The following is a 14,232-nucleotide window of genomic DNA, read 5'->3' on the forward strand; positions in this document are numbered from 1 at the left end:
AGGGCGGAGTCGCAATGCCGTATTACTTGGGCGTGGACGCAGGCGGGAGCAAAACTCACGCGGCGGTCGCCGACGCGGAAGGGCGCATTCTCGGATTCGGCAAAAGCGGATACGGAAATCATCAGTCCGGCCGGGATGAGGCGTTCGCGAACATTCGCGCGGCCGTCGGCGAAGCGTTATCCGCCGCCGGACTGGCGCCCGACCGGATCTCTCTCGCGAGCTACGGCTTGGCGGGGGCGGATCGCGAACCGGATTACCGTATACTCCGGCCGTTCGTCCGGACGCTCGGCATCGGGAGGCACGAAGTCGTCTGCGATACGATGATCGCTCTTCGGGCCGGTACGCCTCATTCTTTCGGTATCGCTTTGATCTGCGGAACCGGGACGAATTGCGGCGGCAGAAGCCGGTCGGGCGAGGAAAAACAAATCGGCGGTTTCGGTTATTTGTACGGCGACATGGGGGGCGGAGCGGATTTGGCGGCGGAAGCGTTCCGCTCGGTCGTCCGGGCTTGGGAAGGAAGAGGGCCGTCGACTTCGTTGACCGCCGTCATGCTCGATCTTTGGGGGTATCCCGACGTCGAGACGATGGTTCACGATTTCTTGGACCGGGACGAGAAGAGGGTTCCTCTAACGATCGTGCCGCGATTGTTCGCGGAGGCGGCTTCCGGCGATCGGGTGAGCGCCGGAATATTGGAGCGGCAAGGCGAAGAGCTGGGCGCGACGGCGCAAGCGATGATACGCAAGCTTGATTTGACGGCATGCCGGTTCGACGTCGTATTGGCCGGCAGCGTCGCGGCGAAGGGCGAAGGGGAATACGTGACGGCACCGGTCGTTAGCGCGGTAGCCCGGGTTGCTCCGCTGGCGAACGTCGTTCGGCTGAAGGCGGAGCCGGTCGTCGGCGCGATCTTGCGCGCGATGGACGCGGACGGAGTCGACGCGCCATACGAGAGGCTTAAGGAGTGGACGATCGGTTAAGATCGACGCGACGGCATTAGAAGGAGGAGAAGGCGAGACGATGGATCATACGGGCAGGACGGGGAGTTGGAAAGGGAAGGACATCGCGAGCGGGCTCCCGATAGCGGTGGAGATCGAGGACGGGATCGTCCGGCGGATTCGCTTAGTGGAGCCGGAAGCGGGATTGCCTTGGCTGTCGGCGGGATGGATCGATCTGCAGGTCAACGGCTGCGGCGGCGGGGACCTGAACGGACCGCGAACGACGGCCGAAGACGTGGAGAAAACGACGAGATGGTTGTGGTCCAAGGGCGTGTCGTATTACTTGCCGACGGTCATCACGGCTTCCCGCGATCGGATGGGCGCGTCGATGGCCGCGATCGACGAAGCTTGTTCCTCGGACGCCGATATCGGAGCGTCGATCGGCGGCATCCACATGGAGGGCCCTTACATCTCGCCGATCCCGGGTCCGAGGGGGGCGCACGTTCCGGATCAAGTCCGATTGCCGGACACGGAGGAGTTCGAATTTTTGCAGCGTTCCGCTAACGGCCGGATCGCGCTTGTCACGCTGGCGCCCGAACTAGAAGGAGCCGAGAGCCTTATCCGGACGTTAACGGGTCAAGGCATCGTGGCCAGCATCGGCCACAGCGCCGCGACAAGCGGACATATCTCGGCGGCCGCGAACGCAGGCGCGACGATGTCGACTCATCTCGGCAACGGGTCCCACCTTGAATTGCGCAGGCATCCGAATTACATCTGGGATCAGCTTGCGGAGGATCGGCTCCACGCCGGACTGATCGCGGACGGCCACCACTTGCCGCTCGCCGTGCTCCGCACGATGCTAAGGGCGAAGGGAACGAACGCTTTCCTGGTCAGCGATTGCTCTTCCTTGGCCGGCATGCCGCCGGGTATATACAGCGACGAGATCGGCGGAAAGGTGGAACTGCGGGAAGACGGCTACTTGGGCGTGCTGGATCAGCCGGGCATTATGGCGGGTTCCGCTTCTACTTTAGATCAAGGGCTTCTAACGCTCTTGCGCGGCTTATCCTATTCGTTGCCCGAAGCGATCGCGCTCGTCACGGAACGTCCCGCGGCGGCGATGGGTTGGCAAGGTTTCGGCCGGTTGGAACCAGGAGCTCCGGGTTACTTGACGCTTTTCGAATATGACGATGGCGGGGGTTCGGAGGGCATTCGCATCGCGGAGACGGTCGTCAACGGAGTGTCCGTCTATCGCGGATGAAGGGGCGCTACCGCTGGCTGGCGGGCTTGAACTTCTTCGTGTCCGGCACGATGGCTTTCATCGCTATCTACTTTCCTCTTATCCTGGAACGGAAATCTTTCACATTATCGGAGATCGGCTTCGCGCTCGCCATCGGTTCGCTGGTCGGTTTCTTCGGGCAATTCTTTTGGGGCATGACGAGCGACAGGCGCGGATCGATCCGATTCGTCCTGTTCGCTCTAACCGCCGGCACGTGCTTACTCGCGTTCGGCTTGCGCCTTTCCGATAGTTATCTGCTTGCGTTGACATTCGCCGTGGCGATTCGTTTCTGTTCGACTTCGCTTCTGCCGTTGACGGATCTATGGACGCTTCGGCATTCGGAGAACGGAAGCGGGAATTTCGGCGCGTTCCGCCTATGGGGATCGGTCGGTTACGTCGCTTCGGCGCTCGCGTTCGGCTGGGCCGCATCTCTATTCGACTTGAACGCAACGTTCTGGGCGCTCTGGCTGACGGCGGCTTTGTACGCTCTTGCCGTGTTTTTGCTGCCCGAGACGGGTCGGCCGGCGGACTCCAAAGCACCGAAAATTTCCGAGGCGCTTAGCTTGTTCCGTGCCCCCGCGACTTGGTTGTTTCTGGGCGTCACTCTGTTGATCAACGTTCCCGCGAGAGCTTTCGACGGATTTTTCAGCCTTTACGTCAAATCGATGGGAGGCGACGATGGGATGATCGCGGCTGCCGCGATCGTCGCCCCGCTGTTCGAGATCCCGTTTTTCCTGTACGGAACGAAGTGGATCGGCCGAATCGGCCATCGTTCGATGCTGCTGTATTCCGCGTTGCTATACATGGCGATATGGCTATTTTACATGTGGAACGATTCGGTTATTTTGCTGGCTTTGTCGCAGGTCGCCATGAGCGGGGCTTACGTCATGTTTTACTTAGCGGCGCTAAGTCACATGAGGGCGTTCGTTCCCGAGAGATTACGAGCCACCGGCCAGATGCTGCTCTTCATGTTCATGAATACGTTGTCCGCGTTCGCGGGGAACGCATTGGCCGGTTACATGCTCGAGAACGGCCATCGGACGTGGTTGTTCGGGTTCTCGCTCGCTTTCGCTTGCGGCGCCTTGATTCTCGTGCGCTTGTTACCGAAGGCAGCCGTCAATAACCGTTCGTCGATCGCGGATTAAGCGCCGCTTATGCCGTCGAATGAAGCCTGCGCAATCGAATAGGAAGCGATCAAAGCGCCCTCTTGCGAATAGGAGGGCGTTTCTTGTTTCGGATGGGCGGCAAGCGCGAAGGCGACGAACAGGCTGCGGGAGACGAGGTTCGCCATGCTCATGACGAGATGAAGCCGCGTATTCTGGAGCACTTGGTAGCCGAACATGCCGCCGATATTGACGATTCCCGAGACGTGAACGTCGCCGACGGGCGTCAATTCCTTGTTGACGCCGGAGCCCGGACGAAGCGGACCTTCGCCGACGATGACGGTGCCGATGCCGGATATGGTGCCGAGGCAAGCGTCGATCGCGATCACGTACGACTCGTCGACGTTCCGTTTGATTTTCGCGAGCGTATCGTCAAGGTTCATCGCATGGACGGGATTCTCGAGCGTGCCGTACACGTCGAACAAGGGAGAACGGTATTTCAATAGCAAGGAGCCGGTCAGCGGACCGAGGGAGTCGCCCGTGCTGCGGTCCGTGCCGATGCAGACGACAACGATCCGTTTGCCGGCAGCGGCGGCCCGAATCGAAGCGCTCAGCCTGTGGGTCAATCGCATGGAGGCGGCGGGATCCGAGTGGGATATTTTGAACGGGGCTCGGTCGAGCAAGGACATGCATTCACCTTCTTTTCCGTAAATGTATCAAGTTGAAGCCATCTATTTTTTAATGATACATTACGTATCAAGAGAACGTTGTCGAAATCGGCCGTCGTCCGAAAAAAGCAATCGCTTCAAGGAAACGGCGAAATAAACCGATAAAGCCTGCGTGCGCGGAGCTATACAAATAGAAGGCGTTGTACGAGCATGTCTAATGTTCATCGACCTGCAAAAGTGCAGTTTGTTATCGATACTCGGCTGCATCGTGCGGATCAAACTGCATGGGTACAGTTTGATTCCAAGTAAATCGCGAAAATGAGCCATTTAACGCATTTAAACTGTAGTAGATGCAGGTTGTTGGGCGATGATGAGGAAATTGGTGCAAACAAACTGTAGTCCATGCAGGTTGTCGCGGCGGGATGAAGGGAGGAAGGGAGGAAGGGAGGAAGGGAGGGAAGTGTGAGTTCCGCTGAACTAAAACGAATCACTCAACGCCGCAAGCTCGGATGAACGACATCCGGGGCGATAATGGAGTGCGGATCGTTGCCAAGGGGCGAGTAAGCTTGGACAGCAAGAAAAACCCCTGATCCTCAGGGGTTTTTCTTGCGTTATGCCCTGCTCACATCGCCGTCGGCATCTTCACGATCGTTCTTCCATCGCGTGCTTCAATAACCCGAACACGTTGCGGCTGCAAGCGGCCAGCAACGCTTCCGCCCGATCCATGCATGTTCGCAAGTCGGACGGCTCGGTTACGGTCGCGAAGCAGCCCGTGAAGTAAGGCTGAAGAAGCTGCCAATCCTGTCCCAGGCTGCCGGAGATGAGCAGCGCTTTGGCCCCGCATTGCCTGGCGACGGAGGCGACGTGGAACGGGAGCTTGCCGTAGATCGACTGTCCGTCCGAGCGTCCTTCGCCCGTGACGACCCAATCCGCGCCGGCGATCCGGGAACGCAGACCGGTCATCCGGTCGACGAGCTCCGCGCCGGGTACGATGCGGAAGCGGGCGGCCAGCAAAGCGAAGCCGAGTCCTCCCGCGGCGCCGGAGCCGGGCAGGTCGCGGATCGGCGTGCCGGCCAGCCGGCTCTCGACGAGATCGGCATATCGCGATAGGGCTGCATCCAAGGAAGCGGCCTGCTCGGGAGTCGCGCCTTTCTGCGGACCGAAGACGAAGGAGGCGCCTTCGGGACCGCATAGCCTGTTCGTGACGTCGCTGGCCGCAAGCAGCTCGCACTCGGCCAATCGCGGGTCGAGCTTGCCGAGATCGACGGCGGCTACGCGCGCGAGATCTCCGCCGAATCCATGCAGTTCTTCCCCTTCGTCATCGGTAAAGCGCGCGCCGAGCGCGGCAAGAAAGCCCATGCCCCCGTCGTTCGTCGCGCTGCCTCCGAGTCCGATCACGAATTTCCGATAACCCAAGTCCAGCGCGATTCCGGTTAATTCGCCGACGCCTCTCGTGGTCGTCCGGTAAGGATTCCGTTCTTCGTCCGGTACCATCGTCAGTCCGGCGACGTTAGCCGTCTCGATGACGACGGTGTCTTCATGGACGATGCCGAACGACGTATCGACCGCATCGCCGAGCGGGCCGGTCGCCCGCTGCGACACCTTACGCCCCGAAGAAGCCGTTACGAGAGCGTCCAACGTTCCTTCTCCGCCGTCTGCCATGGGGACGAGGTCGATCTCGGCTTCCGGGAAAAACTCGCGGATCGCGTCCGCGATAATCGTACCCGCCTGAACGGACGTGAGGCTGCCCTTGAACGAATCGGGCGCGACGACGAATTTCGGCATATGGTTTCCTCCGCTCCGCTTGCGTCATTTCACGATCGATTATACAAGGAAATGGAATCCAGTTACAATGATATCGGATGCCGGGCGGGTCTTAGGTTGCTTTCGCGTCTTCCCATGAACTAAGATGAATTCGCAAGCCATAGAGCCGATAAGATCAGAGGGGCAAATTCAAAAATGAGCGAGAAAAGCTTCAACGACTATACATTAAGCGAAGAAATCCTCCGCGCGCTCGCAGGGCTCGGCTACGAGAAGCCGACCGAGGTGCAAGACAAAGTCATTCCCGTCGCGCTCGGCAAGAAAGATCTGACCGTCAAATCCCGCACGGGAAGCGGCAAGACGGCCGCGTTCGGGATTCCGGTATGCGAGCTTGTCGAGTGGGAAGAGAACAAGCCGCAGGCGCTCATTCTGACGCCGACGCGCGAGCTCGCCGTTCAAGTCAACGAGGACATCACGAATATCGGAAGATTCAAACGGATCAAGTCGACCCCCTTGTACGGCAAAGAGTCGTTCTCCAAACAGACCGCCCAACTCAGGCAGAAGACGCACGTTATCGTCGGCACGCCGGGACGGGTCATGGACCACATCGACAGAGGCACGCTCGACGTGGAGCGGATTCGCTTCTTGGTCATCGACGAAGCGGACGAGATGCTGAACATGGGCTTCATCGAGCAGGTGGAGAAAATCGTGAAGACGCTCCCGAAAGACAGGGTTACGTTATTGTTCTCCGCGACGCTGCCGAAGGACGTAGAGAAGCTATGCCGCAACATCATGAAGAGTCCCGTCGATATCGAGATCGCCGCGGCGGCGGGAACGGCGACGAATTCGCTCATCGACCATGCGCTGATCGAAGCCAAGGAAGGCGATAAGCCGAAGCTGCTGCTGGATGTTCTCGTCGTCGAGAATCCGGATAGCTGCATCGTCTTCGGGCGCACTCAGGAGCAAGTGGACAAGGTGTATCGGCAACTGGACCAGCTCGGCTTGCGCATCGGGAAAATCCACGGCGGCATGGAGCAAGAAGACCGCTTCAAGGTCATGAACGACTTCCGCAAAGGCATGTTCCGGTATTTGATCGCGACGGACGTGGCGGCGCGCGGCATCGATATCGACAACATCACCCACGTGATCAACTACGATCTCCCGCAAGACGCCGAAAGCTATGTCCATCGGACGGGCAGAACCGGACGCGCGGGCAAAGCGGGGAAGGCGATCAGCTTCGCGACGCCGGGCGAAGGCAAATTCCTCGCGAGCATCGAAGCGTACGTCGGATTCGCGATTCGCGGAAGAAAGATGCCGTCCAAGGACGAGGTCGAGCTTCGGCAACCGGCTTTCGAGAAAAAACAAAGCGTCCAACCGGCGGTCAAGAAAGACAAGAACGAGCAATTGAACAAGGGCATCATGAAGCTTTGCTTCAACGGAGGCAAGAGCAAGAAGCTGAGGCCGGTCGATTTCGTGGGCACGCTCGCGCGAATCGAGGGCGTGACGGCCGAGGATATCGGCATCATTACGATTCAGGACAACGTGTCTTTCGTCGATATTCTGAACGGCAAAGGGCCTTTCGTACTGGAGACGATGCAGACGACTACGGTCAAAGGGAAGCAACTGAAGGTGCGGGAAGCGAAGGAGAAGTAACGCGCGAACTAGGACTTTCCGGGACGCATTTCCCTTTTTCGACAAAAAGAACAGGCGTTCCTATGGGGGCGTTTTCATGGTAAAATAATGAAGCACAGCCGCCTTGGGTGGGCATAGTCGCGCTTCCGAAAGGAGGTGTTGCCTATGGAATTTTCGTTGTCGGAAGTGATTATGCTGGGGAGCTTTCTTCTCGCGCTTCTCACTTATTTAAAACGAAAATAACCCGCCTAGGTTAGCGCCAGGGCAACGGGTTATTTTCATTCTTACTATGTGCTTGGAAGTTGCCCACTCAAGCGTTGTGCGGGAGGACGGCGTTGGCGCGCCGTCCTTTTCTATGTCCGATTATACATGGAATGGCGGCCGGTTGCAATGAGATCGGGCCTCCTCGGACGCTCGTTTTATCATGTTAGCCCACCGCTTCCCGCTTGCGGAAAAACGTCTTGAGCGCGTTATAGATTTCGCCTTTTTCCTTGATGACGTAATAAAGGAATTGTTGGTGCTCCAGATGCTTGTAGGCCGACATAAGCGTGCTGCTGCGGTTGTATTGGTTCACTTCCCCGTAGCCGAAAATGTTCGACCGCTCGAGCAGCTCCTTGATGAGCCGCACGCAACGTTCGTTGTCGCTCGTCAAGTTGTCGCCGTCGGAGAAATGGAACGGATATATATTGTATAGCGACGGCGGATACCGGCTGTCGATGATTTCCAAAGCTTTAATGTAAGCGGACGAACAGATCGTGCCTCCGCTTTCCCCGCGCGTGAAAAACTCCTCCTCGGTTACTTCCTTCGCTTCCGTATGGTGCGCGATGAACACGATGTCGACCTTCTCGTACTGGCGCCGCAGGAAGCGGCTCATCCAGAAGAAGAACGATCTCGCGCAATACTTCTCGAAGCTGCCCATCGACCCCGACGTATCCATCATGGCCAGAATGACGGCGTTGTTCTGCGGCTTGACGATTTCTTCCCACGTCTTGAATCTCAGATCGTCCGGGCTGATGCCCCCGATCTCGGAGCGGCCGTCCCGCGAATTACGCCGCAGGTTCTCGAGGATGGTCCTCTTCTTGTCGATGTTGCTCATGATGCCTTTGCGCCGCACGTCGGTGAACCGAACTTCCTTCACTTCGATCTGCTGCTTGTCTTTCTTCTTCAGATAAGGCAGCTCCAGCTCCTCGAACAGCATCGTCTCGAGCTCCGCGATCGAGATTTCGGCTTCGACGACGTCGTCGCCCGGGTCGGAACCCGCGCCTTCCCCTTTGCCGCCGGCGGGCGTCGGATCGACGCCGAGCACGTCGCCGACTTGGCTGTCCCCGTCCCCTTGGCCGACGTGTTTCTTCTTGTTCGTATTGTAAATAAAATGATATTCGTCGAGGCTGCGAATCGGAATCTTGATGATCTGGCGCCCATCGGACATGACGATGTTCTCTTCCGAGATGAGATCGGGCAGGTTCTGCTTGATCGCGTCGCGGACTTTCTGCTGGTGGCGGGCTTGGTCTTGGTAGCCTTTGCGGTGCAAGGACCAATCTTCCCGGGATAAAATGAACGAGGGATGATTCATGGGCAACCCCCTATCGCTTTATTTTTGTTATTAAGGATGTATTAATCAATATATTCAGACGCGATCAAACGATGTGCGCAAAGCGGGCGAAGGGACATGCACATTTTCGAGTTGCCAGAAACCGCTAGCTCCCCTATTCGCCGCCGATCGATTAATATAGAAGAAGAAAGCATTTTTTCGTCGGAACGGGGGAAGATTCGGCCTCATGAAATTCATACATACAGCGGATTGGCATCTCGGCAAGCTCGTGCAAGGCGTCTATATGACCGAGGATCAGCGTTACGCGCTCGCGCAATTGGTACATACGGTAGAGGAGGAAAAGCCGGACGCGGTCGTCGTCGCCGGCGATCTGTACGACAGGGCGATTCCTCCGACGGAGGCGGTCGAGCTGCTGGACGAACTGTTCGAGCGAATCGTCGTCGGCTTGAACACGCCGCTGCTCGCCGTGTCCGGCAACCACGACAGTCCAGACCGGCTGTCTTTCGGAACGGCGATCATGGAGTCGCGCGGATTGCACTTGGTCGGGCAATTCCGGCCGTCGCATAAACCGGTCGTATTAAAGGATGGGAATGGAGAGGTGCACTTCCATCTCGTGCCGTTCGCCGATCCGGCGCAGGTGAGATTCGCTTACGGCGATGAGGGGATTAAGTCGCATGACGATGCGATGAAGGCGATCGTCGACCGCATCGAAGCGACGATGGAACAGACCGCGCGCCATGTGTTCGTCGGCCATGCTTTCGTAACGCCGGGCGCGCGTCCGGAAGACAATACGAGCACGTCGGAGCGGCCGCTCTCGATCGGCGGGGCGGAATACGTGAACGCGGCGCATTTCGAACGCTTCGACTACGTCGCGCTCGGACACTTGCATCAAGCGCACCATGTCGGAGACGAGAAAATCCGGTATTCCGGCTCGCCATTGAAATATTCGATTTCCGAGGAGACGCACCGCAAGGGGTATTTGATCGTCGAACTCGACGAGAGCGGCTCGGTATCGGTCGACAAAAGAGAGTTCAAACCGCTGCGCGACATGAGACGCGTCGCCGCGCCGATCGAGGAGATCGAGCGGCACGCTCCGAGCGACGATTACGTGTTCGTGACGCTGCTCAACGATAATCCGGTGCTGTTCCCGATGGAGAAGGTGCGCGCGGTGTACCCGAACGCCCTGCACGTCGAGCGCCGGATGGCGAGCGCGGGGGCAGGCGCGGCTCGCGGCGACGCGGAAGATGAGGGCGCGGGCTCGCCTTCGCGCGGGGACGCGGATCCGGTCGCCTTGTTCTCCGCCTTCTATCAAGAGGTGAAGGGCATTCCTCTCGCCGAGGAGAAACGCGCGCTGTTCGCGGATGAATTCGCGAAAGTACTTCGCGAGGAAGGAGGCGCCGTATGAAGCCGATCCGATTAAAGATGACCGCGTTCGGTCCGTACCGCGACACGGAGACGATCGACTTCGGGTTGTTGGAGGACAGGCGGTTGTTCGTCATTTCCGGCAATACGGGCGCGGGCAAGACGACGATCTTCGACGCGATCTGCTTCGCGTTGTACGGAAGCGCCAGCGGCGAAGACCGCGCGGAAGCGAGAATGCTCCGTAGCCACTTCGCGGACGACGACGTCCATACGGCCGTCGATTACGAATTCTCGGTCGGGAAGCGGACGTTCCGCGTCTTCCGCCAGCTTGCGCACCGCAGGGGAGGCAACAAGAACGAGACAGGCGGCAAAGCGGAGCTGTACGAGACGACGACGGGCGAAGACGTTCCTTTCGTCGACCGCTTCATGATCTCGGACGTGAACGCGAAGCTGGAAGCGGTGCTCGGCTTGACGCGAGAACAGTTTAGCCAGATCGTCATGCTGCCGCAAGGAGAGTTCCGCAAGCTGTTGACGTCCGATACGGAGAATAAGGAAGACATTCTTCGGCGCATCTTCCGGACGGGGTTGTACGAGAAGCTCGAGGAACGGTTTCAGCAGCGGAACCGGGAGCTTCTGGAGGCTTTGAAGCAAGCGAAGGCGACGCAGGACGCCTACGCGGCGCAGGCGCGGGAGACGCTGCCGAGTCGCGAAGAGAGCAAGCTCGCGGCGGCGCTCGGACAGGAATACGTCGGGATGGCGCAGGTGGAGGAAGGGCTGGCCGAGGAAATCGCGCATTACGGCGAGCGGGAGTCGGCTGCGGCGGGCGTAAAGGGAGAGATTGCCGGGCTGCTGAACGCGCAGGAGGAAGCGCTGCGCGAAGCGATGGCGCTTGCGGGCCGTTTCTCGCAGTTGGCCGAGAAGCAGGGGCAACGCGCGGAGTCGGATGTGCGCGAACCCGATGTGCGGGAGCGGGAGCAAGCGGTTCAGCTTGCCGAGCAGGCGGCGAGAATCGAGCCCTACGAGGAACAGTCGAGGCAGGCGGAACGGGACGTCGCGGCCAAAGGAGCCCGGCTCGACGCGAAGCGGGCGGAGGCGGAAACGGCCGAGCGCGAGCATGTTGCGGCGCAAGCGGCTTTCGCCGCGGAAGAAGCGCGGGAGCCCGAACGCGAGCAAGCGGCGCAACAGTTGCGGGCGTTAGCCGAGTTGGAGCCGGCCGTCCGCACGCTCGAGGCTCGCAGGCGGGAAGCGGAGCGACTCGTCGCCGAAGAGAAACAGCTCGCCGAGCGATTGGAAGCCGGCGAGCGGGAGCAGGCGAAGCTTCGCGAGGACAAGCGGGGCGACGCCGAGCGGCTGAAGGCGCTGGAGGCGGAAGAGAGGCTTCGCCCCGAGACGGAGCGCAAGTTCGAGCGCGCGAAGATCAAATATCGGCTCGTGAAGGAGCTGCTCGAGCTGGACGGCCGGACGACAGCGTTCGCCATGGCTGAAGCGGAGAGCGCGAAGGCGGCGGCCGTTCTGAAGAGGGAGCACGACGAAATGGAGTCGCGCTGGCTCGAGGGGCAAGCCGGCTTGCTCGCGGCGCATCTCCATGACGGAGCGCCGTGCCCGGTGTGCGGCAGCGCGGAGCATCCGGCGAAGGCGGCTTCCGTCGCCGACGTGCCGACGAAGGAGGCGCTTCAGTCGGCGAAGGAGCAATTGCGCCAAGCCGAGCAGGCGCTGAGCGAAGCGAAGGCGCAAGCGGCCGCCGCGTCGGCGGGCAAGGAGGGCCGCGCGGACGAGCGGGCGGAATACGGCGTGACGGAGGAACCTTACGCGGCTCAGCTGGCCGAAGCCGAGGCCGGCGGCAAGTCGCTGCGGGCGGAGACGGAGCGGCTCAAGCGGCAGTCGGAGCTTCTTCAGCCGCTGCGCGAGAAGATCGAGCGGACCGAGCAGGCGCTCGAGCAAGCCCAAGCGGGCAAAGACCGGCTGCTCGAACGTCAGCGGACGTTGTCAGCGGAGCTGATCGCGAAGAAAACGCTGCTGGATAGCGAGCTAGAGCGGATTCCGGAAGAGCTTCGGACGCCGGAGAAGCTGACCGCGCGAGTCGCGGAACGGGAAGCGCTGGCGCGCAAGCTCGGCGAAGCTTGGCAGGAAGCGCAGCGACGGCTTCAGGCGACGCAAGCGCGCCTCGTCGAGGAGCGGACGAACGTCGCGCAGCTGGGGAGTCAGCTCGAGGAAGACGCGGCGCGGGCTTCGCAGGCGAAGTCGAAGTTCGCCGAGGAGCTGGCGTCCGCGGGGTTCGCCTCGGCGGAAGCGTATGCGGCCGTGAAGTTGACGGCGGAGCGCAGGGGCGAGCTGCGGCGGGAGATCGATGCCCATCGGGCGAACGCCGCGGCGTTGCGCCAGCAAGTGGAAGAGCTGGAGCGCGAGCTGGCGAACCGGGCGCAGCCGGATCTCGCGTCGGCGCATGCGGCGATCGCCGAGACGAAGGCGGCGCTCGAAGGCGCATCGGCGGAGCAGTTGACCGCCCGCCGGTACAAGGAAGAGGCGGAGCGGCTGCTGGCGGCGATCGCGAGGACGGTCGGACAGTTCCGCGAGCTGGAGCAGGAGCAGCAGCAAGTGGCCGACGTCTACCAGATGCTCAAGGGCGACAACGCGCTCAAAATCTCGTTCGAACGGTACATTCTGATCGAGTATTTAGAACAAATCCTGAGCGCGGCGAACGCGCGCTTGAACGATCTGTCGAACGGTCAATTTTTGCTTCAGCGGAGCGACCGGCTGGAGACGCGAGGCAAGCAGAGCGGGCTCGGGCTGGACGTCTACGACGCCTACACCGGGCAGAACCGGGACGTGAAGACGATGTCCGGCGGCGAGAAATTCAACGCGTCGCTCTGCCTCGCGCTCGGGATGACGGACGTCATTCAATCGCACCAAGGCGGCGTCTCGATCGAGATGATGTTCATCGACGAGGGCTTCGGCTCGCTCGACGAGGATTCGCTGAACAAGGCGATCGCGACGCTCGCCGACTTGCAGCGGTCGGGTCGTATGATCGGCGTCATCTCCCACGTGCAAGAACTGAAAGCGGCGTTCCCCGCCGTCCTCGAAGTGAGCAAGACGAAGGAAGGGCATAGCCGCACGGCATTTATATTGAAGTAAAACGAAGCCGCCTCCGGGCGTCCATCGCGGACGCTTCGGGGCGGCTTTGTTTTGGATGAGAGAGAGAGCGAGTTACTTCATCTGGAAAAGTAACTTTGTGCTCGGAACCGCGTTCGAAGTGGAGCTAGTGCGCGAGGATAAGTAAATCCATGCTCGGAGCCGCGTTCGAGGTGGAGTTAGTGCGCGAGGATAAGTAAATCCGTGCTCGGAACCCCGTTCGAGGTGGAGTTAGTGCGCTAAAGTAAGTAATTCCGTGTTCGGAGCCCCAATCGAGGTGGACTTAGTTCGCAGGTTACTTCGTCCAGAGAAGTAATTCCGCGGTGAGAGCCTTAGAAATCTCGTATAGTCGATCACGAGAAGCCTTCCTTCCTAGGGTACGTTATTCCGGGTCATGTTGCCGCTGTCGCAGCCGGGTCTCATCACGATCGCGATCGTGAACATCCTGAATATCTGGAACGAATACATCGTCGGCACGATTCTCGTGAACGATCCGAAAATGTATATGCTGCCCGTCGAGATCGGCGTCATGCAGGCCGAGATGCAATACCGGACGGAGTGGGGACCGCTGTTCGCGGCGTTGCTCGTCACGATCGTTCCCGTGCTGCTCGTCTACATTTTCTTCCAACGTCAGTTCGCGAGCGGCATTACGGCCGGCGCGGTCAAGTAAGATGAGCCGAATCGCATAGCTTAGCTTCAAAAAGGAGACCCGCTACCGGCAATGTCATTAAGTTAAGCTCAAAGACAAGACCGGGAATAAAAATGGAGTCCGAAACGGCATGGGAAAAAGCCCTGTGCCGTTTGTTTTTTTTGGTGC

9 protein-coding genes and 1 pseudogene are annotated in these 14,232 nt (G+C 59.8%); 7 read left to right on the forward strand and 3 right to left on the reverse strand.

From position 1 onward, the window contains the following. Positions 1-14: 14 nt before the first annotated feature. Genes ACFPPD_RS14220 through ACFPPD_RS14230 form a run of 3 tightly spaced genes read left to right on the forward strand, consistent with a single transcriptional unit; the run spans position 15 to position 3,353 of the window. The gene (locus ACFPPD_RS14220; protein WP_209751035.1) at positions 15-974 is read left to right on the forward strand and encodes an N-acetylglucosamine kinase; all 960 of its coding nucleotides are present in this window, start codon (positions 15-17) and stop codon (positions 972-974) included. 40 nt (positions 975-1,014) lie between these two features. Beyond that, positions 1,015-2,190 carry an N-acetylglucosamine-6-phosphate deacetylase gene (locus ACFPPD_RS14225; protein ID WP_209751033.1) on the forward strand — a complete coding sequence of 392 codons (1,176 nt, stop codon included), beginning with the start codon at positions 1,015-1,017 and terminating at the stop codon, positions 2,188-2,190. Next, positions 2,187-3,353: an MFS transporter gene (locus ACFPPD_RS14230; protein ID WP_209751031.1), complete on the forward strand. Its 1,167-nt coding sequence runs from the start codon at positions 2,187-2,189 to the stop codon at positions 3,351-3,353. The genes ACFPPD_RS14225 and ACFPPD_RS14230 overlap by 4 nt, the downstream gene beginning before the upstream one ends. On the opposite strand, the gene yyaC is transcribed toward ACFPPD_RS14230, so the two are convergent. Next, positions 3,350-4,000, reverse strand: a complete 651-nt coding sequence (gene yyaC, locus ACFPPD_RS14235; protein WP_209751029.1) for a spore protease YyaC — start codon at positions 3,998-4,000, stop codon at positions 3,350-3,352. The genes ACFPPD_RS14230 and yyaC overlap by 4 nt on opposite strands. Positions 4,001-4,621: 621 nt before the next feature. Then, entirely contained in the window at positions 4,622-5,764 is a 1,143-nt protein-coding gene (locus ACFPPD_RS14240; protein ID WP_209751027.1) for a glycerate kinase, read from the reverse strand. 174 nt (positions 5,765-5,938) lie between these two features. Here ACFPPD_RS14240 and ACFPPD_RS14245 point away from each other — a divergent pair, with 174 nt between their 5' ends. Continuing rightward, positions 5,939-7,393: a DEAD/DEAH box helicase gene (locus ACFPPD_RS14245; RefSeq protein WP_209751025.1), complete on the forward strand. Its 1,455-nt coding sequence runs from the start codon at positions 5,939-5,941 to the stop codon at positions 7,391-7,393. A 406-nt stretch (positions 7,394-7,799) separates the two neighbouring features. Here ACFPPD_RS14245 and yhbH read toward each other — a convergent pair whose 3' ends face one another. Next, positions 7,800-8,945 (reverse strand): sporulation protein YhbH, encoded by a 1,146-nt coding sequence (gene yhbH, locus ACFPPD_RS14250; protein ID WP_209751023.1) that lies wholly within the window; start codon positions 8,943-8,945, stop codon positions 7,800-7,802. Between the two features lie 205 nt (positions 8,946-9,150). On the opposite strand from yhbH, the gene ACFPPD_RS14255 reads away from it, so the two are divergent. The 3 genes and pseudogenes from ACFPPD_RS14255 to ACFPPD_RS14265 all read left to right on the forward strand — a co-directional run. Next, positions 9,151-10,329, forward strand: coding sequence for an exonuclease SbcCD subunit D (locus ACFPPD_RS14255; RefSeq protein ID WP_209751021.1), 1,179 nt, complete (start codon positions 9,151-9,153; stop codon positions 10,327-10,329). Continuing rightward, the gene (locus ACFPPD_RS14260) at positions 10,326-13,418 is read left to right on the forward strand and encodes an AAA family ATPase (RefSeq protein ID WP_209751019.1); all 3,093 of its coding nucleotides are present in this window, start codon (positions 10,326-10,328) and stop codon (positions 13,416-13,418) included. The genes ACFPPD_RS14255 and ACFPPD_RS14260 overlap by 4 nt, the downstream gene beginning before the upstream one ends. 388 nt (positions 13,419-13,806) lie before the next feature. Then, positions 13,807-14,085, forward strand: a pseudogene (locus ACFPPD_RS14265) (ABC transporter permease subunit); the annotation flags it as partial. Positions 14,086-14,232 lie beyond the last annotated feature (147 nt).

It is taken from the genome of Cohnella suwonensis (genome assembly GCF_042655365.1).
GTDB lineage: Bacteria > Bacillota > Bacilli > Paenibacillales > Paenibacillaceae > Cohnella > Cohnella suwonensis.